23 protein-coding genes and 1 pseudogene are annotated in these 24,964 nt (G+C 61.9%); 8 read left to right on the plus strand and 16 right to left on the minus strand.

The annotated features are described in order from the left end of the window. From H7847_RS07065 to cysG, 5 genes are read left to right on the plus strand one after another with little or no spacing between them, the layout of a single operon-like run. The gene (locus H7847_RS07065; RefSeq protein ID WP_227268687.1) at window positions 1–1,677 is read left to right on the plus strand and encodes an ABC transporter ATP-binding protein; all 1,677 of its coding nucleotides are present in this window, start codon (window positions 1–3) and stop codon (window positions 1,675–1,677) included. A gap of 5 nt (window positions 1,678–1,682) precedes the next feature. Continuing rightward, complete coding sequence (gene nirB / locus H7847_RS07070; protein WP_227268688.1) at window positions 1,683–4,118, plus strand: nitrite reductase large subunit NirB; 2,436 nt, start codon at window positions 1,683–1,685, stop codon at window positions 4,116–4,118. Next, window positions 4,115–4,444, plus strand: coding sequence for a nitrite reductase small subunit NirD (gene nirD, locus H7847_RS07075; RefSeq protein ID WP_227268689.1), 330 nt, complete (start codon window positions 4,115–4,117; stop codon window positions 4,442–4,444). The genes nirB and nirD overlap by 4 nt, the downstream gene beginning before the upstream one ends. Continuing rightward, window positions 4,444–7,074: a nitrate reductase gene (locus H7847_RS07080; RefSeq protein WP_227268690.1), complete on the plus strand. Its 2,631-nt coding sequence runs from the start codon at window positions 4,444–4,446 to the stop codon at window positions 7,072–7,074. Before nirD ends, H7847_RS07080 begins: the two co-directional genes overlap by 1 nt. Window positions 7,075–7,132: 58 nt before the next feature. Beyond that, window positions 7,133–8,542, plus strand: coding sequence for a siroheme synthase CysG (cysG, locus tag H7847_RS07085; RefSeq protein ID WP_227268691.1), 1,410 nt, complete (start codon window positions 7,133–7,135; stop codon window positions 8,540–8,542). Between the two features lie 9 nt (window positions 8,543–8,551). On the opposite strand, the gene H7847_RS07090 is transcribed toward cysG, so the two are convergent. The 9 genes from H7847_RS07090 to phnG form a co-directional block, all read right to left on the minus strand. Then, on the minus strand, window positions 8,552–9,745 hold the full coding sequence (locus tag H7847_RS07090; RefSeq protein ID WP_227268692.1) for an alpha-D-ribose 1-methylphosphonate 5-triphosphate diphosphatase: 1,194 nt from the start codon (window positions 9,743–9,745) through the stop codon (window positions 8,552–8,554). A gap of 67 nt (window positions 9,746–9,812) precedes the next feature. Next, window positions 9,813–10,361, minus strand: coding sequence for a phosphonate metabolism protein/1,5-bisphosphokinase (PRPP-forming) PhnN (gene phnN, locus H7847_RS07095; protein ID WP_227268693.1), 549 nt, complete (start codon window positions 10,359–10,361; stop codon window positions 9,813–9,815). Further along, entirely contained in the window at window positions 10,358–11,041 is a 684-nt protein-coding gene (gene phnL, locus H7847_RS07100) for a phosphonate C-P lyase system protein PhnL (RefSeq protein WP_227268694.1), read from the minus strand. Before phnL ends, phnN begins: the two co-directional genes overlap by 4 nt. Window positions 11,042–11,043: 2 nt before the next feature. Next, a complete protein-coding gene (gene phnK, locus H7847_RS07105) occupies window positions 11,044–11,814 on the minus strand; it encodes a phosphonate C-P lyase system protein PhnK (RefSeq protein ID WP_227268695.1) in 771 nt (256 codons plus the stop codon). After that, complete coding sequence (locus H7847_RS07110) at window positions 11,811–12,662, minus strand: alpha-D-ribose 1-methylphosphonate 5-phosphate C-P-lyase PhnJ (RefSeq protein WP_227268696.1); 852 nt, start codon at window positions 12,660–12,662, stop codon at window positions 11,811–11,813. Before H7847_RS07110 ends, phnK begins: the two co-directional genes overlap by 4 nt. Further along, window positions 12,659–13,261 (minus strand): HAD family hydrolase, encoded by a 603-nt coding sequence (locus H7847_RS07115; protein WP_227268697.1) that lies wholly within the window; start codon window positions 13,259–13,261, stop codon window positions 12,659–12,661. Before H7847_RS07115 ends, H7847_RS07110 begins: the two co-directional genes overlap by 4 nt. Further along, a complete protein-coding gene (locus H7847_RS07120; RefSeq protein WP_227268698.1) occupies window positions 13,258–14,337 on the minus strand; it encodes a carbon-phosphorus lyase complex subunit PhnI in 1,080 nt (359 codons plus the stop codon). Before H7847_RS07120 ends, H7847_RS07115 begins: the two co-directional genes overlap by 4 nt. After that, the gene (phnH, locus tag H7847_RS07125) at window positions 14,337–14,900 is read right to left on the minus strand and encodes a phosphonate C-P lyase system protein PhnH (RefSeq protein ID WP_227268699.1); all 564 of its coding nucleotides are present in this window, start codon (window positions 14,898–14,900) and stop codon (window positions 14,337–14,339) included. Before phnH ends, H7847_RS07120 begins: the two co-directional genes overlap by 1 nt. Next, entirely contained in the window at window positions 14,900–15,355 is a 456-nt protein-coding gene (gene phnG / locus H7847_RS07130; protein ID WP_227268700.1) for a phosphonate C-P lyase system protein PhnG, read from the minus strand. Before phnG ends, phnH begins: the two co-directional genes overlap by 1 nt. Window positions 15,356–15,497: 142 nt before the next feature. Between phnG and phnF the strand changes: the two genes are divergently transcribed. Both phnF and H7847_RS07140 read left to right on the plus strand, forming a co-directional pair. Beyond that, complete coding sequence (gene phnF / locus H7847_RS07135; protein ID WP_227268701.1) at window positions 15,498–16,220, plus strand: phosphonate metabolism transcriptional regulator PhnF; 723 nt, start codon at window positions 15,498–15,500, stop codon at window positions 16,218–16,220. A gap of 164 nt (window positions 16,221–16,384) precedes the next feature. Beyond that, a complete protein-coding gene (locus H7847_RS07140) occupies window positions 16,385–16,591 on the plus strand; it encodes a helix-turn-helix transcriptional regulator (protein ID WP_227268702.1) in 207 nt (68 codons plus the stop codon). Between the two features lie 8 nt (window positions 16,592–16,599). Here H7847_RS07140 and H7847_RS07145 read toward each other — a convergent pair whose 3' ends face one another. From H7847_RS07145 to H7847_RS26980, 7 genes are all read right to left on the minus strand, one after another. Beyond that, window positions 16,600–17,445: a polysaccharide deacetylase family protein gene (locus tag H7847_RS07145; protein WP_227268703.1), complete on the minus strand. Its 846-nt coding sequence runs from the start codon at window positions 17,443–17,445 to the stop codon at window positions 16,600–16,602. Then, window positions 17,442–17,615: a VOC family protein gene (locus H7847_RS26975; RefSeq protein ID WP_227268704.1), complete on the minus strand. Its 174-nt coding sequence runs from the start codon at window positions 17,613–17,615 to the stop codon at window positions 17,442–17,444. Before H7847_RS26975 ends, H7847_RS07145 begins: the two co-directional genes overlap by 4 nt. A 199-nt stretch (window positions 17,616–17,814) precedes the next feature. Continuing rightward, window positions 17,815–18,249 (minus strand): nuclear transport factor 2 family protein, encoded by a 435-nt coding sequence (locus tag H7847_RS07155; protein ID WP_227268705.1) that lies wholly within the window; start codon window positions 18,247–18,249, stop codon window positions 17,815–17,817. Then, the gene (locus H7847_RS07160; protein WP_227268706.1) at window positions 18,246–20,480 is read right to left on the minus strand and encodes a xanthine dehydrogenase family protein molybdopterin-binding subunit; all 2,235 of its coding nucleotides are present in this window, start codon (window positions 20,478–20,480) and stop codon (window positions 18,246–18,248) included. The genes H7847_RS07155 and H7847_RS07160 overlap by 4 nt, the downstream gene beginning before the upstream one ends. Continuing rightward, entirely contained in the window at window positions 20,477–21,469 is a 993-nt protein-coding gene (locus H7847_RS07165) for an FAD binding domain-containing protein (RefSeq protein ID WP_227268707.1), read from the minus strand. Before H7847_RS07165 ends, H7847_RS07160 begins: the two co-directional genes overlap by 4 nt. Next, a complete protein-coding gene (locus tag H7847_RS07170) occupies window positions 21,462–21,959 on the minus strand; it encodes a (2Fe-2S)-binding protein (protein ID WP_227268708.1) in 498 nt (165 codons plus the stop codon). The genes H7847_RS07165 and H7847_RS07170 overlap by 8 nt, the downstream gene beginning before the upstream one ends. A gap of 144 nt (window positions 21,960–22,103) precedes the next feature. Continuing rightward, a complete protein-coding gene (locus H7847_RS26980; protein WP_227268709.1) occupies window positions 22,104–23,018 on the minus strand; it encodes a helix-turn-helix domain-containing protein in 915 nt (304 codons plus the stop codon). Window positions 23,019–23,266: 248 nt separating this feature from the next. Here H7847_RS26980 and H7847_RS07180 point away from each other — a divergent pair. Continuing rightward, window positions 23,267–24,734: pseudogene (locus H7847_RS07180) on the plus strand (IS1182 family transposase). The last annotated feature ends 230 nt before the right edge of the window (window positions 24,735–24,964 follow it).

Consider the following 24,964-nt stretch of genomic DNA (forward strand, 5'->3'; position numbering starts at 1 on the left):
ATGAGCATCCTTCAATTCAGCAACGTCTCGAAAAGCTTTGGCGACACACCGGTTCTGCGGGACATCGACCTTGAGGTCCGGGAGGGGGAATTCCTTGTCCTGCTGGGCTTTTCCGGGACGGGCAAGACCACGCTCATCAACATGCTGGCGGGTCTTGATACCCCCAGCCAGGGCCGCGTCACCTTCAAGGGGGTGCCGATCACCGGGCCGGGACCCGAGCGGGGCGTCATCTTTCAGAACTACTCGCTGATGCCCTGGCTGACGGTGAACGGAAATGTCGGGCTGGCGGTGGATACGGTGTTTCCCAACCTCTCGCGCGGCGACAAGGCGGCGAAAGTTGCGAAATACGTCAAGATGGTGGGCCTCAGCCATGCCGCAATGCGCCGCCCGGCGGAATTGTCGGGCGGGATGCGCCAGCGGGTCAACGTGGCCCGCGCGCTGGCGATGAACCCCGAAGTGCTGCTGCTCGATGAGCCGCTCTCGGCGCTCGATGCGCTGACCCGCGCCAATCTGGCCGATGAGATTGAACATATCTGGGAGGCGGACCGCAAGACCTGTGTGCTGATCACCAATGATGTGGATGAGGCGATCATTCTGGCCGACCGCATCATCGCGCTGAACCCGGACGGGACGTTGGGAGAGGAGTTCGCTGTCTCCATTTCGCGCCCGCGTGACCGGGGGGCCATGAACCATGACGCCACCTTCAAGGCCCTGCGCGCGAAGATCACCAAGTACCTCGTGGACGTCGGCATCGAGGCCAAGGTGGAGGGCACGCGCATCCTGCCCGATGTGACCCCGATCCACGGGGTGCCCACGGCGGTGGCGGTGGCACAGTCCGGCCTGATCGAAAACCGGTTTCTGGACTTCAGCCAGCTCCACAAGGTCTACCCGACACCCAAAGGACCGCTGACCGTGGTCGAGGATTTCGACCTCAAGATCGATAAGGGGGAGTTCATCTCCCTCATTGGGCACTCGGGCTGCGGCAAATCCACCGTGCTGACCATGGCCGCGGGGCTGAATGAGATTTCCAAAGGGGCGATCAAGCTCGACGGGCGCCACGTCGAAGGGGCCGATCCCGAACGCGCCGTCGTGTTCCAGTCCCCCAACCTCTTCCCTTGGCTCACGGCCAAGCAGAACGTGGCCATCGGGGTGGACAAGGTCTATCCGCGCGCCAGCCAGGCAGAACGCCAGGATGTGGTCGAATACTACCTCGAACGCGTGGGCCTCGCGGACGCGATGGACAAGCCCGCCGCAGACCTGTCCAACGGGATGAAGCAGCGGGTGGGCATTGCCCGCGCCTTTGCACTCAGCCCCAAACTTCTGCTGCTGGACGAGCCCTTTGGGATGCTCGACAGCCTGACCCGCTGGGAGTTGCAGGAGGTGCTGATGGAGGTTTGGTCGCGCACCAAGGTCACCGCGATCTGCGTCACCCATGATGTGGACGAGGCGATCCTGCTGGCGGATCGTGTGGTCATGATGACCAATGGCCCGCAGGCCACCATCGGCAAGATCACCAAGGTGGACCTGCCGCGTCCAAGAACCCGCAAGGCGCTGCTGGAGCACCCGGACTACTACACCTACCGGCAGGAGGTGCTTGATTTTCTTGAGGAATACGAGCACGGCGCCAAGCCCAAACCGAAACCCACAACCGCGCCCCGTGCGGTTGCAGCGGAGTGAACGTGATGCAACAGAAACTGATCGTCATCGGGGCCGGCATGGCCTCCGGGCGGGTGCTGGAACACCTGACGGAAGACGCGCACGATGCCTACGACATTACGCTCTTCAACGCAGAGCCGCGCGGAAACTACAATCGCATCATGCTCTCTCCGGTGCTGTCGGGCGAGAAGACATATGAAGAAATCGTCACCCATGACGACGCTTGGTACGATGAGGCTGCCGTCACCTGCCGCTTTGGCGAGCGGGTGGCGGCCATCGATACCGCCGCCAAGACCGTGACCGCTGAAAACGGCGATGTGCTGGCCTATGACAAGCTGCTCTTTGGCACCGGCTCTACCCCCTTTATGATCCCGCTACCGGGCCATGATCTGGACGGCGTCATCGCCTACCGCGATTTGGAGGACACCCAGGCGATGATGGCGCTGGGGGCGGGCAACAAGGTTGTCGTGATCGGGGGCGGGCTCTTGGGGCTGGAGGCGGCGGCCGGCATGGCCGCGCGTGGCGTCGAGGTCACCGTGGTGCATATCATGGGCCACCTGATGGAGCGGCAGTTGGACGAGGCGGCAGGCTACCTTTTGCGCAAGTCGCTGGAGGCCAAGGGCATCACCATCCTCTGTGGGGCCAATTCCAAGGAAATCCTCGGCGAGGATGGCAAGGTCCGCGCACTGATGCTGGATGATGGTACCGAATTGCCCTGCGACCTGCTGGTCATGGCGGTGGGCATCCGGCCCAATGTGGCTCTGGCGCAGGAGGCCGGGCTGGCTGTGGGGCGCGGCATCCATGTGGACGACCGGATGCTGACCTCGGTCGAGGATGTCCTCGCCGTGGGCGAATGTGTGGAGCATGACGGTGCGGTCTTTGGCCTCGTCGCGCCGCTTTACGATCAGGCGAGGGTCGCGGCGCAGACCTTGCTGGGGAAAGAGGCGGCCTTCGTGCAAAAGAGCCTCTCCACCAAGCTGAAAGTGACGGGCTGTGACCTCTTCTCCGCCGGAGACTTTGCCGAAGGCGAGGGACGCGAGGACATCGTCTTTCGCGATCCGTCGCGTGGTGTCTACAAGCGCCTTGTGATCGAGAATGACCGGCTGGTCGGCGCGGTCATGTACGGCGACACAGGCGACGGCAACTGGTTCTTCGGGCTGATCAAGGACGCCACCGATATTACCGAGATGCGGGAGACGCTGATCTTCGGCCCAGCCTATCAGGGAGGGTCCACCGCGGACCCGTTGTCAGCCGTTGCAGCCTTGCCGCCTGAGGCGGAAATCTGCGGGTGCAACGGCATTTGCAAATCCACCATCACCGACGCCATCGCCGCTGGCGCTACCGATCTGGGGGCGGTGCGCGCGACCACCAAGGCCAGCGCCTCCTGTGGCACCTGCACGGGGCTGGTGGAACAGATCTTGCAGGTCACGCTGGGCGACGATTTCCAGATGCCCGCCGTGCAAACCGTCTGCGGCTGTACTGAACTGAGCCACGAAGACGTGCGGCGGCTGATCAAATCGCAAGCGCTGAAGTCTCAGGCCGCGGTCTGGCAGGAGCTGGGCTGGCGCACCCCCAACGGCTGCCATGTCTGCCGCCCGGCGGTGAACTACTATCTTCTGGCGGATTGGCCGGTGGAGTATCAGGACGACCCGCAAAGCCGTTTTGTCAACGAACGCAAACACGCCAACATCCAGAAAGACGGGACGTTTTCGGTGGTGCCGCGCATGTGGGGCGGCATCACCAACCCCGACGAGCTGCGGGCGATTGCGGATGCGGCGGATAAATACAATGTGCCGACTGTCAAGGTCACGGGCGGCCAGCGCATCGACCTGCTGGGCGTGAGGGGGGAGGACCTGCCCTATATCTGGTCTGATCTGAACAAGGCGGGGCTGGTCTCGGGTCATGCCTATTCCAAGGGGCTGCGGACGGTGAAAACCTGTGTTGGCACGGATCATTGCCGCTTTGGCACGCAGGACTCCACCGGGCTCGGCATCAAGCTGGAAAAGATCCTCTGGGGGTCGTGGACACCGCACAAGCTCAAGCTGGGGGTCAGTGGCTGCCCGCGCAACTGTGCCGAGGCGACCTGCAAGGACATTGGCATCGTCTGTGTCGATAGCGGCTTTCAGATCGGTATCGGCGGGGCCGCCGGCATGGATGTGAAAGAGACGCAATTGCTGGGACAGGTCGAGACCGAAGAAGAGGCGATCGCGGTCGTGATCGCCGTGACGCAGGCCTACCGGGAGGGCGGCAAATACCTCGACCGGATCTATAAATGGCTCGCCAAGGTAGGGCTGGACTGGGTGCAGGCGCAGGTGATGGAAGATCTGGAAAACCGCAAGGCGCTGGTGGCGCGGTTCGAGCTGTCGCAGTCCATCTATCGCAAGGACCCCTGGGCCGAGCAGGCCAAGGAGGCCGAGCGCTTTGCCCCGATTGCGGATCTGACGCTGGAGGCGGCGGAATGACCTGGATGGACGTTGGCCACATCAACGATATCCCCTTGCGGGGGGCAAGGATCGTCAAGACGCCGCTGGGGTGTGTCGGGCTCTTTCGGACCGATGTGGCAGAGGTCCACGCGGCCTCGAACAGCTGCCCGCACAAGGGGGGGCCGCTCTCCGAAGGGATCGTACACGGCCAGAAGGTCACCTGTCCGCTGCACAACTGGGTCTTTGACCTCACCACCGGCGCGGCGGTCGGCGAAGAGGGTCGGATCGACATCTACCCGGTGCGTCTTGAGGCCGGGCGCATCCTGCTGGATGGCACCGCCCTGGGCAAGCGGAGTGCCGCGTGATGGACGGCAGCGACCTGCCCGAGACCAAGTCGACCTGCCCCTATTGCGGCGTCGGATGCGGGGTGCTGCTGCGTCCCGATGGTCAGGGCAATGTCGCGGTGCGCGGCGATCCCGATCATCCGGCGAATTTCGGCAGGCTGTGCTCCAAGGGGACCGCTCTGGGAGAGACCGTGGGTCTGGGTGAGCGCCTGCTGCATCCGCAGGTGAACGGGCAGAAAGCCTCCTGGGAGGCGGCGCTGGCAACGGTGGCGGACCGCTTTGGACGCACCATCAAGGACCACGGACCGGACAGCGTGGCCTTTTATGTTTCGGGGCAATTGCTGACCGAAGATTACTACGTTGCCAACAAGTTGATGAAAGGGTTCATCGGCTCGGCCAATATCGACACAAATTCAAGGCTCTGCATGGCCTCGACGGTTGCAGGGCAAAAACGCGCCTTTGGTACTGACACCGTGCCGGGCACCTATGAGGACATCGACGCGGCGGATTTGGTGGTCCTTGTGGGCTCGAACCTCGCGTGGTGCCACCCGGTGCTCTACCAGCGGCTGCTGGCGGCGCGTCAGAACCGGGGCACCAGGATTGTCGTGATCGACCCGCGCCGGACTGCCAGTTGCGATCAGGCGGATTTGCATCTCGCCCTGGCGCCGGGCAGCGACGTGGCCCTGTTCAACTACCTGCTCACCCAGATTTATGAGGGCGGCTGCGTAGATGCGCGTTATCTCGAACATGTTTCGGGGTTCGACGCCGCGCTGGAGGCCGCCTATGCCGATGACGTCCGCGTCACGGATCTGTCGCGCGCGCAAATCACCCGGTTTTGTGATCTGTGGATGCGACATGACAAGGTCGTGACGATCTTCAGCCAGGGCGTCAACCAGTCCAGCGCCGGCTCGGACAAGGTCAATGCCATCCTGAACTGTCATCTGGCAACCGGCCGGATCGGCAAACCGGGGTGCGGGCCGCTTTCGGTGACCGGTCAGCCCAACGCGATGGGCGGGCGCGAGGTCGGGGGGCTGGCCAACATGCTGGCCTGCCATCTGGATCTGGAGAACGCCCGGCACCGGGCCGCCGTGCAGGCGTTCTGGGGCGCGGGCACCCTGCCGGCCGTCGCAGGCCTCAAGGCGGTCGACCTCTTTGAGGCAGTGGGCAAGGACCGGATCAAGGCGCTCTGGATCATCCACACCAATCCTGCGGTTTCGATGCCGGATGCGGATGCGGTGACCAAGGCGATTGCGGGATGCGACTTCACGGTTGTCAGCGACATCACCGCGCAAACCGATACCGCGCGGCTGGCAGATGTGGTCCTGCCCGCAACCGCCTGGGCGGAAAAAAGCGGGACGGTCACCAATTCAGACCGGACCATCAGCCGCCAGCGTGCCGTGCTGTCCCCTCCGGGGGAGGCGCGCGACGATTGGGCGATCCTGGCCGAGGTGGGGCGCCGGATGGGGTGGCCTGCCGCCTTCGACTATCAATCCCCGGCAGAGATTTTCCGCGAATACGCCACGCTCTCGGGGATCGCGGCCCGCTTTGGGCGCGATTTCGATATCACCGGGCTGAAAGACATGGACGATCCGACCTATGACGCCATGGAGCCCGTCCGCTGGCCGGTCAGCACACAAAAAACCGCAGAGCGGTTCTTTGCGCGGGGCGGGTTCTATCACGCCGATGGCAAGGCGCGGATGCTGCCGCTGCGCTGGCGGGCCCCTGTTGCGGAAACGGGCCGGCGCTATCCCTTCCGTCTCAATACCGGTCGCATCCGGGATCAGTGGCATACGATGACCCGGACGGCGCTGTCGCCGCGTCTGTCGGCGCATCTGGCCGAGCCTTACGTGGATATCCACCCGGAGGATGCCAAAATCCTCGGGGTCGGCACGGCCGAGATCATCCGCCTCAAAAGCCCGCAAGGCAGCGCGCTCTTGCGGGCCCGTGTGACGACAGCGCAGCGTCCCGGAGAGCTCTTTGCCCCGATCCACTGGACCGGGGAAACAGCCCCCTGCGCGCGGGTGGACACGCTTGTGGCCGCGGTCACCGACCCGGTGTCGGGGCAGCCCGAGAGCAAGGCTGCCGTGGTCGCAGCATCGCGTTTTGAGGCGGCATGGTATGGTTTTGCGGTATCCTCCAAACCGCTGTCCCCCAAGGCGGAGTATTGGGCGCGCGCACGCACCACGGCCGGGTGGCGGGCAGAGCTGGCCGGGGCCACAAAGCCGCAGAACTGGGAGGCGGAAGCACGCAGGCTCTTTGGTCTGGCGGACGCTGAGGTGCAGTCTTTTGCCGATACCAGCCGCGGCGATCACCGCTTTGCCTTTCACGACGGCGGGCGGCTTTTGGCGGCGCTCTTTATCTCGCGCCAGCCGGTGGCGGTGATGCGGGACTATCTGGCCGACCGATCGGGCCAGAGCGTGCCGCAGGTGCTGACCGGCATGACGCCCGCCGATCACCCCGATCCCGGCCCGGTGCTCTGCGCCTGTCTGGGGGTTGGCGTGAACACGATACTGACCGCCATCGAACAGGATGGCTTGATGAGTGTCGCGGCAATCGGGCAGGCCCTGGGGGCAGGGACCAATTGTGGCTCCTGCAAGCCAGAGATCGCCGCGCTGCTGGCGAGCCGCGATGTGAAGGAAGCAGCCGAATGATCCTGCCTGCATCCCACCACCGCCCGCCAGCATATCGTTTCCTGAAAAGGGGTCTCTAATGAAAAGCTTTCCCATGTTCATCCGCACCAGCGGTCGCCGAGTCGTGATTGCCGGCGGGAGCGAGCAAGCCGCGCAAAAAGCCCGGCTGATCCTCAAAACCGACGCACAGATCGTGATCGCAGCCCCGGAGCTTGACCCGGAGCTTGCGGATGTGATCCGCAGCGGGCGAGGCACATGGCACCGAGGGCCGATGACACCTGCGCTCTTTGAAGGGGCTGCCATGGGCTTTATTGCCACGGGCTGTCCGGGCATCGATGCCAGCCTGCATGCGCTGGCAGGCGAGGGGCGCTGCCCGGTGAATGTGGTGGACCAGCCCGCGCTCTGTGATCTGACGACGCCGTCGCTGGTGGATCGCGATCCGGTGGTGGTCGCCATCGGCACCGAAGGCACGGCCCCGGTGCTTGCCCGGCAGATCAAGACCAGGGTGGAGGAGATCCTGCCCGCCAACCTCGGCGGGCTGGCCGCTTTTGCGGGGCGCATGCGCCGGGCGGTGGCCCAGCGTGTCCCGCGCGCGCAGCGCCGGGCGTTCTGGCGCTGGGTCTTTGCAGAGCAGCCCCGGCAGCTCTGGGCAGGGGGGGCGGAACGGGAGGCCGCCCGCTCCATCAAGGCCGCCATCAAGGTCGGGGCCGCGCCGGATGCCGCGCGCGACGGATCGGTGACGCTGATCGGGGCCGGGCCGGGGGCCAGGGACCTGCTGACCTTGCGCGCCATCGCCCGGTTGCAAGAAGCGGATGTGGTCTTTTACGACCGGCTTGTGGACGTGGAGGTGTTGGAACTGGCCCGCCGGGACGCGGAACGTGTCTATGTGGGCAAGGTCGTGGGAGCCTGTGCCTGGCCGCAAGACCGGATCAACATGTTGATTGTTGAGGAGGCCCGCAAGGGGCGTAACGTGGTGCGGCTGAAATCCGGGGATCCCGGCATCTTCGGGCGCGGCGGCGAGGAAATTGCCGCGGCCAAGGCCGCCGGGGTGCGGGTCGAGATCGTACCCGGCGTCACGGCAGCCTGTGCCGCCGCGGCGAGTGCCGGCATCAGCCTGACAGAACGGGGAATTTCAAACAAGCTGGTGCTTGCCACCGCCACCGGGGCCCACGGCGGTGTCCTGCCCGAAAGCGTCGATCTGACCGGCCCCGGCACCAGCACGGCGTTTTACATGGCCACGCGGCAATCCAAGGCGATTCAGGATGCGTTGTTGCGGCGCGGTGTGCCGGAAGACACCGCGTTCACCCTCGCGGTCGATGTCTCCAAACCCTCCGAACGGGTCTTTTCAGGCCAACTGCGCGACCTGCATGAACAGATCGCGGCGGAAGGTATCACGGGCTGCGCGATCATCCTTGTGACCTGGCCGCTGTCAGAAGCTGTCGCAGAAGAGGCGGCGGCAGAGACCTGCCTCTTGTCCATGGCTGTCTGAGGGCTCCATTCAGGCGACCCGCCGTCCCGCGCTCCATACGCCTTGCAGATGGTGGGTATCCGAAATGCGCCGGACGCGCACGATATCGGCGCGGTAGCCTGTCGACAGCTGACCGCGATCCTTAAGCCCAACCGCGCTTGCCGGGGTTTCGGAAACACAGCGCATGGCACGTGGCAGGTCATCCCACAGCTCTGCCAGTTTCAAAGCTGACAACAGCAGTGCGGCTGGCACATAGTCGGACGAGACGATATCCAGCAGGCCCTGTTCTGCCAGTTCCAGCGCCGAGACGTTGTTGGAATGTGACCCGCCCCGAATGACATTGGGCGCGCCCATAATGATCGCGATGCCCGCGTCCCGGCAGGCTTTTGCCGCCTCAAGCGTGGTTGGAAACTCCGCCAGCCGGATGCCGTAGCCCGCAGAGACCGCCACCTGTTGCGCGGTGGTGTCATCGTGGCTCGCCAGCACCGCTCCCAGACGGGCGGCCTCGGCCACGGCACCGGCCTCATGAGCGGCCCCAAACCGATGCTGCAGGCCTTGCAGAGTGGCGACATGGTCGATGAAATCCGCCTCGCTCATGTTGTTTTTGCCCATGCTATAGGCCCGCAGCTTGTCCATATCGCGGAACTGCCGCTGGCCGGGCGTGTGGTCCATCAGGCTGACCAGGCCGATGCGGTCCTGCGGGCCGAACTCCGCCAGTTCGTCCAGCAAGGTTTCAGAGCAGATCTCGGCCCGCAGATGCAGGTAGTGGCTGATCTTGAGCGCCCCGGTTGCGCGCAGGCCCAGCAGTTCAGAGGCCAGTGCACGGGCATATTTCCGATTCCGGCCCTTGCTCGTGGGGATCGAGCCCACGCGCATCGCGTCAAAGACGGTGGTGATCCCGGTCGAGGCAAGCTCGGCGTCATGGGCGATCAGCGCAGGCGCGTGCGGCCATTCAACGCGTGGGCGCGGCTCGATATGCCGCTCCAGATTGTCGGTGTGGAGTTCAACCAGCCCCGGTACCAGCAAATCACCGGCACAATCGGTTGCCCCGTATGGCACGCAAGCGGTTTCCTCAAGTGCGGCAATGGTGCTGCCCTGAACGGTGATCTGCCCGGTGATGACCCTGTCGTGCAGTACCACGCGGGCATTGGCCAGACAGAAAGAGGGCGTAGGGTCACCGTCGCTGATCTGTGGGGCGGGGGTTGGGGAAAGAGCCGAATTCATGGGGCGGTACTCGCAATTTGCAGGATATGCCGGGTGGCGGGATGCCTCAAGGGCGCAAAGGGGTTCATTACCAGACCGCCTCGCGGGCCAGGGCGGCGCGGGCAGCGGCAACGGTCTCCTCCAGCGCGCCATCGTTGGAGATTTGGATCATGGAAAGACCGGGGGGGATCGCGGCACCCGCCCGCGCGCGCCTGTCAGCGATGCCCTGCGGTGTTTCGCGGCCCCGGTGGCGCAGCCGGTCGGTCAGTGTCTCAGGCCGCGCGGTCAACTGCAACACGGTCAGCGTCTCAAAAACCTGTCCGGCCTCAACCAGCACGCCGCGCGACAGGTTGACCAGAAAGGACTGGCCGCGATCTGCTTCCTGACGGATGGCTTCGGGGATACCGTAGGAAAGCCCGTGCGCGGTCCAATGCAGACAGAAGGCCTTCCCCTTGACCATTTGCGCAAAGGTCGCCGCATCCACCGTGTCATAGTCTTCACCGCCCATGTCACGTGGGCGTGTGATGACCCGGCGCACGATCTCAAGCGCGGGCACGGTCGCGCCGAGCGCCGCAATGACACTGTCTTTGCCGACACCTGACGGCCCGACGACAGCGATGACCCGCCCGGCCGTCATGCCGCCTCGCGGGGAATGAAGGCGGAGAGATCGACCGCGCGGGTGCAAACCTTCGCGCGGGTGGGGACATTATGGAAAATACCGACGATGGCGGCACCGGGCGCCTTGGCCTCGTGGATCGGCGCCAGCACGACGGCGCGGTTGGCCGGATCGAGGCTGGCGGTGGGTTCATCCAGCAGCAAGGCGGGGTAGTCATAGGCAAAGTCGCGGGCAATCCTCACGCGTTGCTGCTCACCCCCGGAGAAAGTTGTGGGCGACAGACCCCAGAGTCTTTTCGGGATGTTGAGCCGTGCGAGCAAGTGTTCGGCCCGGTGCCGTGCCGCGACCGGATGATGACCGACAGCCAAAAGCGGCTCAGCCACAACGTCAAGCGTCGGCACCCGCGGCACAACTCGCAGGAACTGGCTGACATACCCAAGCGTATGGCGGCGCAGGGTCAGGATATCCCGCGACGCGGCCTTGGCCACGTCAACCCCGCCCATGCAGATGCTGCCGCAGGCTGCCAGAGAACTGCCATAGATCATGCGCATCAGGGTGGATTTGCCCACGCCAGATGGCCCGGTCAGCGCTACACATTCGCCCGGCGCCACACCAAGGGTGGTCCCTTGCAAGACCGGAATTTCAGTGCCGCCCTGACTGTGCAGGGTAAAGGATTTGGAGACGTTTTCGATCCGGATCATCATCACACCTGCAAGACCGAGCTGACCAAAAGCTGCGTATGGGCGGCCTGTGGGTCGTCCAGCACCTGATCGGTGAGCCCGGTTTCGATCACGCGACCGTCTTTTATCACCATCAGACGGTCGGCCAGCAATCGAACCACCGCCAGATCATGCGTGACGATCATGGCCAACAACCCCATGTCCCGGACCAACCCGCGCAGCATATCCAAAAGCCGCGCCTGCACCGAGACATGCAGCCCGCCGGTCGGTTCATCCCTGAACACCAGCCTTGGGCCGGTAATCAGATTGCGCGCAATCTGCAGCCGCTGTTGCATGCCGCCCGAAAAAGTGGCGGGGCGGTCATCGATGCGAGAGGCATCGATCTCGACACGGGTCAGCCAATCCTCGGCCTGCAGGCGGATATCGCCGTAGTGACGCGCGCCCAACGCCATCAGCCGCTCGCCCACGTTGCCGCCGGCGCTGACATTCATGCGCAGCCCGTCGCGGGCATGCTGCTGCACAAAGGCCCAATCCGTGCGCGCAAGCATCCGCCGCGCCGGCTCGCTCATCGTCACGGTGTTGCGCGGCCCATCGCTTCGGGTGTCAAAGATCACTTGGCCCTGATCGGGCGGCAGATGGCCCGACAGGCAATTGAGCAGGGTCGTCTTGCCCGAGCCGCTTTCGCCCACGGGGCCGATGACCTCGCCGACAAAAAGATCAAAGCAGATATTCGTGCAGCCGATCAGGCGCCCATAGGTTTTCCGGAGGTCCTGGACAGAGAGAAGCAGGCTCATGCGGCGTCCTTTCCGCGGTGCCCGGCCTCGCGCCGCGTTTCGCAATAGTCCGTGTCGGAGCAGACGAACATCCGCCGGCCCGTATCATCGGTGATGACCTCATCCAGATAGGCGTCCTCGGCCCCGCAGAGCCCGCAGGGATGCGGCGCTTTGGAGGGATCAAAGGGATCCTCAAAGTCGAGAGGCGTGACCTTAGTATAGGGTGGCAGGGCGTAGATGCGCTGCTCGCGCCCTGCGCCAAAGAGCTGGATCGCTGCCATCTCCATCTTGGGGGTGTCGAATTTCGGGATTGGCGAGGGGTCCATCAGGTAGCGCCCCTCCACCCTGACCGGGTAGGCGTAGGGGGTCGCGATATGGCCATGTTGGGCGATATCTTCATAGAGCTTCACATGCATCAGCCCGTAATCCTCACGGCTGTGCATCTTGCGGGTCTCGGTCTCGCGCGGCTCCAGAAAACGCAGAGGCTCCGGGATCGGCACCTGATAGATAAGGATCTGGTCTTCGGTCAGTGGCGCTTCGGGAATGCGGTGGCGGGTCTGGATGACCTTGGCATCCGATGTCTTGGTTGTCGTGGCGATGCCTGCGGTGCGCTCAACGAACTTGCGGATGGAGACCGCGTTGGTAGTATCGTCCGCGCCCTGATCGATCACCTTGAAGGTATCCTCGGGCGTCAGGGTCGCGGCAGAGACCTGCACGCCGCCCGTGCCCCACCCGTAGGGCATTGGCATCTCGCGCGAGGCGAAGGGCACCTGATAGCCGGGGGTCGCCAGCCCTTTCAGGATCGCACGGCGGATCATCCGTTTGGTCTGCTCGTTCAGATAGGCAAAGTTATAGGCCTCCTCGGTCACAGGAGCCCCCTCTGGTGCAGGGCCCGCGCCAACCCCTCCGCGCCGGTAAAGTGGATCGCATCCATACCCACTGCGCGTGCGCCCTCGACATTGCGCGGGCTATCATCGATGAATACGCAGTCTTCAGGTCGCACATCAGCGCTGTCGCAGAGCAGCTGAAAAATGCGCGGGTCAGGTTTCATCAGGCCATGCGCCCCAGAGACGATGGTCGTGCCAAAGACGTCGCCCAGCCGGCGGTGTACCTTGAGCCCTTCGGGCCATGTCTCTGCCGACCAGTTGGTGATGGCATGGATCGGGACGCCCCTGGCGATCAGCCGGTCCAGCAGCGCCCAAGTGCCGGGCACCGCGTTCTGAACAGTGCGGGTGTAGCGTGCGACATATTGGGCAAAGTGGTGGCGATCCTCGGCATTCTCGATCTCGGCTGCCAGATCGGCAAAGCGCGCCCCCTTATCTGCCCGCGCATTGCGCTCTCTGAAGCCCGTGCGCTCAATGAAGGCATGCGCGGCCGCCTCCGAGCCCATTTCAGGCGCCCAGGCCAGATGTGGTTGCCAGTCCACGAGCACCCCACCAATGTCAAAGATCACAACTGACGCGCTCATTCCGCGGCCTCCTGTCGGGGGGCTGCGCCTGCCGCACGGCGCAGTTTGCGCAGGAGCTCAAGTTCGGACTGAAAGTCGACGTAATGGGGCAGCTTGATGTGCTCCAGGAAGCCCGTGGCTTGGATGCTGTCGGCATGTGACAGCACAAATTCAGCATTCTGTGCCGGTGCGCCGAGGTTGTCCTCGCCCAATTCCTCCCACCGCAGGGCCCGGTCCACCAGAGCCATCGAGATCGATTTTCGCTCCGACTGCCCAAAGACCAGAGCATAGCCGCGGGTAAACTGCGCAGGCTTCGTCTTGGAGCCCTGAAACTGGTTGACCGTCTCGGATTCGGTCAGGGTGATCTCGGCAATCTCAATGGCAAAGCCAAGTTCGGGGATTTCCATTTCCACCGTGACCGCCCCGATGCGCAGCTCTCCCACAAAGGCGTGGGTGCGGGCATGACCGCGCTGGGTGGAATAGGCCATGCCCAGCGAAAACCCTTCGTCTGAACGGGTCAGCGCCTGTAGCCGCAGGGCGGGAAACTCCAGCGGTTCACGGGTCAGGTCTGGCGGTGCGGCATCACTTGGCGGGGCTTCTTCGATCAACCCTTCGCGGTTGAGAAACCCGGTCACATGCGGTGTTGCCTCGGGGACAGGGTCGGCGGTGGGGGCCGGGGGCGCTTCGCCATCCGCGGCCAGCTGGAAGTCGACAAGCCAGTGTGTGTAGTCAAATGTCGGCCCCAGAACCTGCCCGCCCGGCACCTCCCTGAAGGTCGCAGAAATGCGTCTTTCGCAGTGCATCCGTGCCGTGTCCACTGGCACGCTGGGCCCAAGGCGGGGCAGGGTGGTGCGATAGGCGCGGATCAGGAAAATCGCCTCGATCAGATCGCCGCGCGCTTGTTTGATTGCAAGCGCGGCCAGGTCGGAATCGTAAAGCGAGCCTTCGGCCATCACCCGGTGCACTGCAAGGCTCAGTTGTTCGCGGATTTGCGCCGGGCTTACTGCGGCGATCTGCGGATCACCGCGCCGCTCTTCGCCAAGCCACGCATGTGCGTTTTCAATCGCACGCTCCCCACCCTTTACCGTCACATACATCAGGTCACCTTTGTGCTGCGGGGCGGGGCTGCGAGCTGCACCCCTGCGGTAAAGATGAAATCGAGTCCCAGAGGAAACTGCTGGGCATTCCGGCGAAAGGCTTTGACCTCGGGCAAGGACAGCTCTGTGGTGGACTGGATGCCGGGACCGCTGAGCATCGCGCCCTGCGGGTCGAGTGCCTCGCATTCCACGATCAGCGTCGCGGATTGGTCAGGATAATCCGCTGTGCCGGGCCGGAACCGGTTCAATGGCGTCAGATCATCCCAGGCGCCAAGCGCAAAATCCGCCTCTTGCGGGCCCGTCAGCGGTACGCCGGTGTGAAAGGCGATCCAGCGCCGCAGCGCTTCCGTGTCATGCCGGGGGGTCAGGTAGAGCTTGGTATCCGCGTCGCACAGGGTCAGCACCACCGCGGCGGCCGCATCAGAAAGCGGCGCAATGCCCAGCCCCGGGGCCACCGTTTCGATCTGGCCGGGCCGGGCCATCGCGGTCATAATGTCGCGAAAGACCATAGCCGCCTCGCGCGCCGGCTCGGCAAATCCCCCCTGCAGCGACGGCGTCTGCATCAGCCCTCCCCCGGTGCCATGGTAAAGAAATCGACCTTTGTCGCTGCCGCCTTGCTGGCGCGTTTGTGGCGGCGCTCCTTCTGCTCCGATCTCAGGACGTCAGGGAGACGGGGCGTGAGTGTTTCGGCGGCGGGGGTCTGCATCAGCGCATCGATGAGCGCTGCGGTTTGTGCATCGGCTTTTGCGCGCCCTTGCACATACCCATGCCCGACCGTGTCGCCCGCCAGTTTCAGGCTGCAGCGGGTGACCGTTGCCTCGCCCAGATTGAACGGCGCCCCGGTGCCGCCCGCGCGCCCGCGGATCATGACGCTGCCGATCTCGGGACGGCGCAGCCAGGTGAAATCAACCGGGATTTCCAGTGGGTCAAGAAGCGCCTTTGCACGGCCTGCACGTGCGGTGGCCAGCAGGCTGAGCCAGCTTTTGCGGTCGTATACGGTAAGGGTCTCATCCAGCATCTAGACAACTTCCAAAGATACTATACAACTAGACTTATTATGCCGAAAAGGGGGGACCTGTGCCAGCAGTTTTTTTGGGCCTTTGGGTGAATCCGATCCGGTGCCCGTTGATGTCGGGTTGTGGCAGCACGGCGGCAAATGCATGACGGGCAGGCCAAAAACACCGCTCTGGCAAGCGATTGCCCGGTCCTTGCGCGGTGATATCGCAGACCGGATCTATGAGGTCGGGGACAAGCTGCCGACCGAGGCGCAGCTGGCTGAACGCTTTGGGGTGAACCGTCATACCGTGCGCCACGCCATCCGCGCACTGGCCACGGAAGGTCTGGTCCGGACCCGACGCGGTGCGGGGGTATTCGTGACCGCTGCGCCGACCGAATACCCCATCGGCAAGCGCGTGCGGTTCCATCAGAACATCGCCGCAGGCGGTCAGGCGCCGCAAAAGCGTATTTTTCAGATCGAAGAGCGTCCGGCCACAGCGTCCGAGGGGGACACGCTCATGGTGTCCCGGGGCAGTCAGCTTTGTATCTGTCACGGCGTGTCTCTGGCGAATGGCACGCCGATCGCACTCTTTTCCAGTCATTTCCCGGCAGAGCGGTTACCGGGGATCGCCGCCGCACTCACAGAGCGAACGGGTGTGACGGAAGCGTTTCGTTTATGCGGGGTGTCGGACTACACCCGCGTTTCGACCCGCATCAGCGCGCGCCCTGCGACTGCGACGCAGGCTTTGCACCTGCATCTCGAAGAGGGGGCTCCGCTCGTTTATAGCACCAGTCTGAACGCGGATGGGCAGGGCTGTCCCGTTGAATTCGGTAAGACCTGGTTTGCAGGCGACCGGGTGACCTTGACCATTGATGGCGCGGTCTGAGTTGCCGTCAGGCACCATGCTTTTCCACGAACACCTCGGCGGTTTCCACGTATTGAACGTGACACCCGAACTGGAAAAAGAGCTGAAAGTGGCACGCGGTCAAGGTAGCTTGGGCTGACTGGTTCAGAACTACCCAGAAACAACCAGCAGGAGCCAGTCACCGCATGTCAGACCCAGACGGCATCATCCGCCTGAACACAGTCATCGACCGAACCGGCCTGTCCCGGTCCACCATCTACCGCAAGATCGCCGAGGGCACCTTCCCCGCCCAACTCAGGATCAGCATCCACGGTGCAGGATGGCGGGAGTCCGATATAAACCGATGGGTTGAAGATCCCGTGGGCTGGCGATTGGAGCGAGAGGAACGCTGATATCCAAGTTAATCCACGTGATGCTTGTGCCAGTGATCTGCGATGTCGATCCGGCGGGCGATCCAGACCCTGTCGCGCGACGCCAGATGATCGAGAAAAGCACGAAGTCCAACGGCGCGACCAGGACGCCCGGTGATGCGGCAGTGCAGGCCAACCGACATCATCTTGGGCGCTCCGCTCCGTCCTTCTTCGTAGAGGATGTCGTTCGTGTCGAAAGCATAGGGAATCACGAGTTGTCGCCCGCCCGGCCCGTTGATCCAGTAGGGGAGGTCGTCGGCGTAGCCGTCCGAAAGATAGCGGAACCCTCCTGCCTCCATCACGAGGTCCATCGTCCGCTCCGACTGCGCCCCAGTGTACCAGCCCAACGGGCGTTTCCCTATGAGGTCTTCGTGGAGCTTTATAGCGGCTCGGATGTCGGCTCGTTCCGTTTCTTCCGGCACGCCGTCGTTGCGAAGCCATCGCATGCCATGACAGGCGACTTCCCAGCCTGCCTCCTGCATAGCTTGCACGGCCTCGGGATTGCGTCTTGGCGCCTCGGAGACCCCGAAAACCACCGGGATGCGTGCGTCGCAGAACAGTCGCCAGAGTCGCCAGAAGCCCGCCCGCGATCCGTACTCGAACAGGGTTTCCATGCTGCGGTTGCGTCGTCCCGGTCTCGGCTCAGCTCCGACGAGCTCAGACAGCCTCGCCTCGGACGAGTCATCACCATCGAGGACGTTGCGCTCGCCGCCCTCCTCATAATTCAGCACGAACTGTACTGCGACGAAAGCGCCGCCCGGCCAGTTCGGGTCGAACCCCGAGCGGCCATATCCGACCCAGTCCCGCCCATCGGAAGCGTGCGGATCCGTTGTCATATCTCAGCGTAGAGTTCCAGGATGTTGCCCTCGGGGTCTCGGAAGAAGAGGGTCTCGTGCCGCCAGTCAGGTATCTCGGTCGGCCCTCTGAGTATCTCGACGCCGTAGGCACGGAGCGTTTCGTGCCACTCGATGATCGCCGCTGGCGGCACACGGAAGGCAAGCTGCACTGGGGCAGCGCCTGTTGAGATAGTTCCGTCGTTGCAGACGTCCCAATCACGACGGATTCGGAGCGACAGTAGAGAGGCACCGACGCGGAAGCTCCTCCAACGCTCGCGGTCCACTTCCAAAGGTAGCCGAAGGATTGGCCTGCTGCCGGTTGGAAAAGAGCCTCTATCATCGCCGCCCTTCCAACTCCGGGCTGTCCGGTCAGCCTTCCTCGTTCGCGCGTTTGAGTGAATCGAAAAACTCTCGAAACAAGATCACCTTGCTGTCTTTGACTTGCACGACGACAACATACTCGTTCGAGTACTCCTTTCCCGTCCGAGTATTCGTCAGATCACCATGAAACTCGATGATTACCCATTCGGGGTCAGCACCTGGATATATTGCCTTGATGGGAAAGCCGCGCGGCTTTTTGTAGCCTTTGGTGCCCAGAAAGTAAGACCGCAGATTGTCGATCCCGACAACAGGCGCCTGAGCATTGGGGGAGAACGGAAACTCCAACCTTCCCTTATCATGCCAGAGCGTCATCAGGCTCTCCATGTCACCACGGCCAAGCGTTTCGAGAAAGCCGGTTGCGACCTGAATAGTGATATCATGTGCGGGAGTGACAAAGTCGGGCCGTGCTGTGGAGTTGGTCATCTGGGTAGGTCCTCCAAGAGGTCATCAAGACGTATGGGAAGGTGACGCACTCGAATGCCAGTTGCATTGTAAACTGCATTCGCGATGGCTGCGGAGGCGCCTACGTTGCTGATTTCGCCAAGGCCGCGCGCGCCAAACGGGTTGAAATCGTAGTCGGGGATATCCAGCATCTCGACGTCGAACTCATTCACATCGGCATTCACCGGGACATAGTATTCGCCCAAGCTCGGGTTTACGAACCGGCCGGTTTTGTCATCGATGAAGGTTTCTTCCATCAATGCCATGCCGATGCCGAATGTCATGCCGCCCAGCATCTGGCTGCGCGCGGTCTTGGCGTTGATCACCCGGCCAACATCAAAGACGCCAGTCATCTTGGGCACACGAATGATGCCGAAATCCCGGTCGATCCGAACCTCGGCGAAAATAGCACCGAAGGAGTAGAAGCTTTTGTCGGTTTCAACGCCGCCTGTGAATCCGTAGGTGTCATCGGAGCCCCCTTCCGCGACAATCTCATGCACATCGGTCGGTATCACTTCGGCTGCTGGAACCGAGAGTGGACCGCTGCGTAACGCTCCGCCATCGATCACCAGCGGTTCATTGCCAGGGGTATGCCCCATATCAACCAGCCGGGCGCGCAGTTTTTCAGAAAGGGCACGGCAGCCATCATCCACCGCGGCAGCGACGCTCGCCGTGGTCATGGACCCACCAGCAAGAGGCCCCGGCGGCAGGTCGCTGTCACCGATCAACACGCGGACATTTTCGGGGGATGTGCCAAACCGTTCGGCCACCATCTGTGCCAGGACGGTGTAAAGCCCGGTGCCAATGTCCTGCACCGCTACACCCACATGCAGAGTGCCATCGCGGTCCAGCGTCAGACGGGTCTGCGTTGGCATGCGGTACCCCGGATAACAGGCTGTCGCCATCCCAAGCCCGACAAGATCGTTGCCATCACGCCACTGTCCGGGTGCCTTGCGTCGCCCCCAGCCGATTTTTTCGGCACCACGATCATAGCATTCGAGCAAGTGCTTCGATGACCACTTGCGGCCATTTCGTTGATCGATGTCGGTGTGATTGCGGCGGCGCAGGTCGACCGGATCCATGCCAAGCTTTTCTGCCAGCTCGTCCATGGCACTTTCCAAAGCGAACGTGCCGGGTGCCTCACCAGGGCTGCGCAAAGGCGTTCCGGAAGGACGATTCAAAACGCGGACACTGTGAGTAACCTCCAGATTGTCGCATTGATAAAGCATCGCGGTTGTCATCCCACAGGGTTCGACATGATCCCCGACGAGCGAGCGATAGCTCTGGGTACGGTGCCGCGTTGCGGTCAAAACCCCGTCAGCATCTGCGGCCAGCGTCACCTCTTGCTCCGTGTACGGTCTGTGCCCGCAGGAGGTGTACATGTCCTTTCGGCTCAGAACCAACAGCACGGGTTGTTCGACTGCACGTGCAGCGGCAGCTGCGATCAAAGTGTGTGGCCAGGTAAAGCCCTTACAGCCGAAACCGCCCCCGATGAACGGGTTAAGAACCCGGACGTTTTTGGGGTCTACGGACATGCCGAATGCTACATAGTTCTTGTCGTTAACGCTGCCTTGGGTAGCGTCGTAGATCGTCAGGTGATCTCCATCCCAGACCGCGAGTGTTGCCGACGGCTCGATGGGATTATGATGCTCGATCGGCGTGGTGTAGGTTGCTTTGACGATCTCCACCGCCTCGACCAGCCCGGCCTCGACATGCCCGCGCGACACCTGAAGCTCTTCGCCCGTGTTGTATAAATCTGGCTGTCGCACCTCTGCGGTTGGATCAGCAAATTCAATTCTTGCAGCCGAAGTCTCGTAGTCCACCACAACTGCCTTTGCTGCCGCTTCTGCGACCTCAAGCGTCTGCGCCACAACGAGGCCAATATGTTGACCGACAAAGTGGACCCGATCATTTTCGAAGGGCGTGTATTCTTCGCCTGCGGCAAAGGCTCCATCCACCGGGTTCTTGATCGTACGGATCAATGCGCCATCGAGATGGCTGACAAAGCGGACAAACCCGGACATGCTTTGCAAGGCAGACAGATCAAATCCGGTGATGCGACCTGAGGCGATACTGCTTTTGACCAGGACGGCGTGTAGAGGCCGCCCCTCGACTGGGCGATGATCGGCCGCGTACCGCGCCGCGCCAGTCGTTTTCAATCGTCCATCGACCCGGGAGATTGGCTTTCCAATGACCGTGCTGTTGACGTTCATGCCGCTTGCTCCTTCAGTGTTTCCATGACCCGAACGATGGCACGCTTTGCAAGTTCGATCTTAAAGCCGTTGCCCGCCCTGGGTTTTGCACCTTCAAAGAAGATCTCGGCCGCTTTGGAGAATGTCGCTGCCGTCGCCGGTGCGCCGCGCATCGCGTCTTCGGCGCCCGCGCTACGCCAAGGCACCGTACCGACACTGCCCACGGCAAGTCGCACGTCATCCACCGTGTCGCCGTCCAGCTTTAGTGCCGCCGCAATGGATACAAGGGCAAAGGCATAGCTCGTTCGATCACGCAGTTTGAGGTAGGTTGAATTGGCGGCGAAAGGCAGTCCGGGCACTTCGATGCCCGTGATCAACTCGTTATGAGCAAGATCAAACTCAACATGTGGCGTGCCGCCGGGCAGCTTGTGAAAATCGGCAAATTCGATTGCCCGGTGACCCTCGACCCCTTTCACATGCACGATGGCATCAAGCGCGCGCAGGGCGACGCACACATCCGACGGGTGTGCCGCGATGCACTGATCACTTGTGCCAAGCACCGCACACATGCGGTTCACCCCATCCATCGCATCGCAGCCGCTGCCTGGCTCGCGCTTGTTGCAGCGCGCGTTGTGGTCAGGATAGTAGAAACAGCGGTTCTTCTGCAGAAGGTTGCCACCCATCGTCGCCATGTTGCGAAGCTGCGTTGTGGCTCCGGCAAGGATTGCATCGGAGATCATGGGGAAACGTGACTGGATGTCAGCGTTCCATGCCACGCTGGAGTTACTGCTCAGCGCTCCGATCATGATGCTGCCATCGGCGCGAGCCTCGATGCGGTCGAGATCCCCAAGACCGTTGATGTCAATCAAATGCGTTGGGGTCTCAACTCCCTCTTTCATCAGATCGACCAGATTGGTGCCGCCTGCAATCAACCTGGCATCTGGATGTGCGGTCAGTGCGGAGACTGCTGCTTCGTCAGTTTCGGCGCGGATCAGGGTAAACTCATGCATTTCGGCCGCCTTCCGCGCTCTTGCGGACCTCCTGAACTGCCGCAACAATGTTTGGATAGGCACCGCAGCGGCAGATATTGCCGCTCATGGCCTCTTTGATTGCTGCATCGTCCGGCCCCCATGGCTCTTCCAGTGCCGCCAAAGCCGACATGATCTGACCCGAGGTGCAGTATCCACACTGAAAACCATCATGGGCGATGAATGCATCCTGGAGCGGGTGCAGTTTTTCGGGCGTACCAACGCCTTCGATCGTACGTACATCAGCCCCGTCGCACAGAGCTGCCAGCGTCAGACAGGCCAGGACCCGTTTACCATTGACGTGCACGGTGCAGGCTCCACACTGCCCGTGATTGCAGCCTTTCTTGGTTCCGGTCAGATCCAGCGTCTCACGCAAAAGATCCAACAACGTCGTGCGTGGATCGATATCTATGCCGTGCACAGTGCCGTTGACGGTAAGATCGATGCGTAACTGGTGTGCAGATGCAGCCATTCCGTGTCCCTTCGCAATCCAAAACTCGTGGCTGCGGGGGAACCCTTCATTCTCGAACGGGCTCACCGTTCAGGGTGCCGCGCAACCTCTTCGGAAATCCAGATAAGAGTTGTCAGCGATTTGGACTGTTCAAAAATTGACCGATCAGGTCCGATATCTCTTGCGATAGTCAGAGGGTGTCACAGCAACGGCTTTGCGGAAAGCGGCACTGAACTGGCTGTGGGTCGCATATCCCAGTGCGACAAAGATCTGTGAAACAGAGTGCTGATCGTCCCGGAGCATGGATTTTGCGCGATCCATCCGGATGTCACGCACAAGCTGGCCCGGCGTCCGACCAGTGCTTGCGCGCAAGGCACGAATGAAGGGCGAAGGGGCCAGCCCCGCTTCAGCCGCGAGTTCGTTCAAACGTATGCGCCGATCCAGATGCGCATAGACATAGTCCACAACTCTCGTCAGCGCTCTAGGTTGCAAGCCCCAAACGCTGTCGGGTTTCTTACGGTGGCCGCTTGCAGTGAGGACGCTGTGAACAAGCGTCTCTGCAAGAAATTCGAAGTGGATCGTTTCCGCTCCGCAAACGAGGCTCCGCGCCATTTCCTTTGCCAATTGGGCGAGGCGAGAATGACAGCTGTTGTCCATCGGCATGATCGGCAACTGTTTTTGTGATCTGAAGGCACGCTGGGCACGCGCGGCAAAACTGTCAGCGCACATCTCAAACCGTAAAATCCGAAGATCCGATCCAAACAGGACTGATCGGCGGTCCGATCCTGATGGCAAGACGGTCAGCATGCCCGGCTCATCCGCCCCGCGGAAATCTTGTCGACCGTTATTGATAATTATGGTTTCCCGAGTTCCGCCTGACAGGTTGTAGCAAAAGCGGTGCTCCTTGAGCTGGTATGAAAACTCTTCCCGTTCTTTGTTGCGGATGGAGACGACTGCACAAGAAAAGTCGCCAGCAAGATAGGCCAAGGAGTGCGAGGCGGATGGAGTCTGCCGCTCTATGGACAGCACCGGATTGGCCGATCTTGATCTGTATCTATCGCTTGTCTGGATGTCGATCACGCTTGATATCTACGTAGGTTGAATTCGGCGACAGCTGAGGAGTTCGTCGAGACATCGCTGATGATCGGAGTAATCTAGCCCGTTTCCTGCTTACCGAACGCTCCTCCACATCAATGTAGCCCTGGAAAAGAAAGCGGCCATTGGTTTACAGCGCAGCATCAGTGACTTTGGGCCTATTCTGTTGAAAAACTCATACTTGATCGAGACCCAAGTAGCCGATTCAATTCGTCGTACAGGGAGGGTTGGCGATGTTGGGACCAAGGCAGCAAGCACAGGCAGCACTGTTCTACGAGTTCTCGCTGGAAGATCATGTCCCACAAGATCACCTGTTGAGATCGATTGACCGGTTCGTTGACCTGAGCAGCATCCGCTCACATTTGGCGGACTTCCACAGTCACACGGGCCGCCCGTCCATCGACCCCGAACTGCTGATCCGGATGCTGCTGGTGGGGTATTGCTTTGGCATCCGATCTGAACGGCGACTGTGCGAAGAAGTGCATCTTAACCTGGCCTATCGCTGGTTCTGCCGCCTCGATCTGAACGAACGCATTCCGGACCATTCGACCTTCTCGAAGAACCGACACGGGCGCTTTCGCGAGAGCGAACTGCTGCGCCATCTGTTCGAGACAACCGTTGCGCGGTGTATCACGGAGGGGCTGGTGAGCGGTCAACGCATGGCCGTTGACGCCAGCCTTATCGAAGCTGATGCCAACAAACAGTTCTCAGCAGCCAAAGAAGAATGGGATAGCCGCCGCATTGATGTGGACGCCGCACCCCGCGCAGTGCGTGAGTATCTAGATACCTTGGATGAAGCGGCTTTTGGTGCCGCCAGTGAAGTGCAACCCAAGTTCACCTCGTTCTCTGATCCCGCCAGCCAATGCCTCTCGTGACATTGCTGCGCAATGCACTGCCGGTAAGAGACTGCCGCGCGCACAGGACCTGCGATCTTCGCCTATTCGAACAACTATCTGATCGACACCGATCATTCTGTGATTGTCCCCTCTCGGCAGATTTGCTGTGCAAATCGCCTGCCGGGCAATGGATGTCGAGGCGACCAGATCAATCCGACAGGCCGAAGTGGGGTCAACCAAGACCATGCTGGACCGGGTGAGGGCCAAGTTCGATTTGCATCCCGAGCGCCTGATTGCCGACACCGCCTACGGTTCCGGCCCCATGCTGGATTGGCTGGTGAAGCGCAAGATCGCACCGCACATCCCCGTCATCGACAAGGCTGGTCGTACCGACGGCACATGGTCCAGGGCTGACTTCGAATGGGATGCTGAGAACAATCAGTACATCTGCCCAGAGGGCGAAGCGCTTAAGCAGTTCCGTCGGAACTACTCCGATCCTAATCGCGGCCCGACGGGTAAAGGTGTCGCCAAATACCAGGCCCTCAAACATACCTGTCTGGCGTGCCCATCAAAAGCTAAATGCTGTCCAAAAGCCGATGCCCGCAAGGTCACCCGCGAAGAACATGAAGACGCCAGAGATGTCGCCCGCGCCATCAGAAAGACACGGCAGTACAAGATATCAGCCAAGCTTAGAAAGAAGGTGGAAATGCTCTTCGCGCACCTCAAACGCATCTTGGGGTTAGGACGGCTCCGATTACGTGGCCCATGCGGCGAAAACGACGAATTCCTTCTCGCCGCAACCGCCCAAAACCTCCGCAAACTGGCCAAGATCTTTGCTGCACCGCAGCAAACGCGCAAGGCCTGACAATAAAGGCGCTCGAACCGCGTTCTGCGCTCCACTTTCTGCGCCTGCAACACGTTGTTTTTCCACAGAATCGGCCCAAACCGGTCATTGAGCGCTCAATTCCAACGGCAGCTTCTCTAATTGGGCTTTTCGGTCAAGCTTGTTTTCCTTTTTCAATCGTGGCGTTTGTCGCTCATCCGGGTCACGCTTCTCTTCGCAGTCTGATTGATGACCTGATGTCATCGCTGCAC

The organism is Roseobacter weihaiensis (genome assembly GCF_020622345.1).
In the GTDB taxonomy this organism is placed as follows: Bacteria; Pseudomonadota; Alphaproteobacteria; order Rhodobacterales; family Rhodobacteraceae; genus Roseobacter; species Roseobacter weihaiensis.

Excerpts from the sequence above, each read along its gene's own strand:
- H7847_RS07065 (WP_227268687.1), top strand. The coding sequence starts at position 1 with ATGAGCATCCTTCAATTCAGCAACGTCTCGAAAAGCTTTGGCGACACA.
- nirB (WP_227268688.1), top strand. The coding sequence starts at position 1,683 with ATGCAACAGAAACTGATCGTCATCGGGGCCGGCATGGCCTCCGGGCGG.
- nirD (WP_227268689.1), top strand. The coding sequence starts at position 4,115 with ATGACCTGGATGGACGTTGGCCACATCAACGATATCCCCTTGCGGGGG.
- H7847_RS07080 (WP_227268690.1), top strand. The coding sequence starts at position 4,444 with ATGGACGGCAGCGACCTGCCCGAGACCAAGTCGACCTGCCCCTATTGC.
- cysG (WP_227268691.1), top strand. The coding sequence starts at position 7,133 with ATGAAAAGCTTTCCCATGTTCATCCGCACCAGCGGTCGCCGAGTCGTG.
- H7847_RS07090 (WP_227268692.1), bottom strand. The coding sequence starts at position 9,745 with ATGAATTCGGCTCTTTCCCCAACCCCCGCCCCACAGATCAGCGACGGT.
- phnN (WP_227268693.1), bottom strand. The coding sequence starts at position 10,361 with ATGACGGCCGGGCGGGTCATCGCTGTCGTCGGGCCGTCAGGTGTCGGC.
- phnL (WP_227268694.1), bottom strand. The coding sequence starts at position 11,041 with ATGATCCGGATCGAAAACGTCTCCAAATCCTTTACCCTGCACAGTCAG.
- phnK (WP_227268695.1), bottom strand. The coding sequence starts at position 11,814 with ATGAGCCTGCTTCTCTCTGTCCAGGACCTCCGGAAAACCTATGGGCGC.
- H7847_RS07115 (WP_227268697.1), bottom strand. The coding sequence starts at position 13,261 with ATGAGCGCGTCAGTTGTGATCTTTGACATTGGTGGGGTGCTCGTGGAC.
- H7847_RS07120 (WP_227268698.1), bottom strand. The coding sequence starts at position 14,337 with ATGTATGTGACGGTAAAGGGTGGGGAGCGTGCGATTGAAAACGCACAT.
- phnH (WP_227268699.1), bottom strand. The coding sequence starts at position 14,900 with ATGCAGACGCCGTCGCTGCAGGGGGGATTTGCCGAGCCGGCGCGCGAG.
- phnG (WP_227268700.1), bottom strand. The coding sequence starts at position 15,355 with ATGCTGGATGAGACCCTTACCGTATACGACCGCAAAAGCTGGCTCAGC.
- phnF (WP_227268701.1), top strand. The coding sequence starts at position 15,498 with ATGACGGGCAGGCCAAAAACACCGCTCTGGCAAGCGATTGCCCGGTCC.
- H7847_RS07140 (WP_227268702.1), top strand. The coding sequence starts at position 16,385 with ATGTCAGACCCAGACGGCATCATCCGCCTGAACACAGTCATCGACCGA.
- H7847_RS07145 (WP_227268703.1), bottom strand. The coding sequence starts at position 17,445 with ATGACAACGGATCCGCACGCTTCCGATGGGCGGGACTGGGTCGGATAT.
- H7847_RS07155 (WP_227268705.1), bottom strand. The coding sequence starts at position 18,249 with ATGACCAACTCCACAGCACGGCCCGACTTTGTCACTCCCGCACATGAT.
- H7847_RS07160 (WP_227268706.1), bottom strand. The coding sequence starts at position 20,480 with ATGAACGTCAACAGCACGGTCATTGGAAAGCCAATCTCCCGGGTCGAT.
- H7847_RS07165 (WP_227268707.1), bottom strand. The coding sequence starts at position 21,469 with ATGCATGAGTTTACCCTGATCCGCGCCGAAACTGACGAAGCAGCAGTC.
- H7847_RS07170 (WP_227268708.1), bottom strand. The coding sequence starts at position 21,959 with ATGGCTGCATCTGCACACCAGTTACGCATCGATCTTACCGTCAACGGC.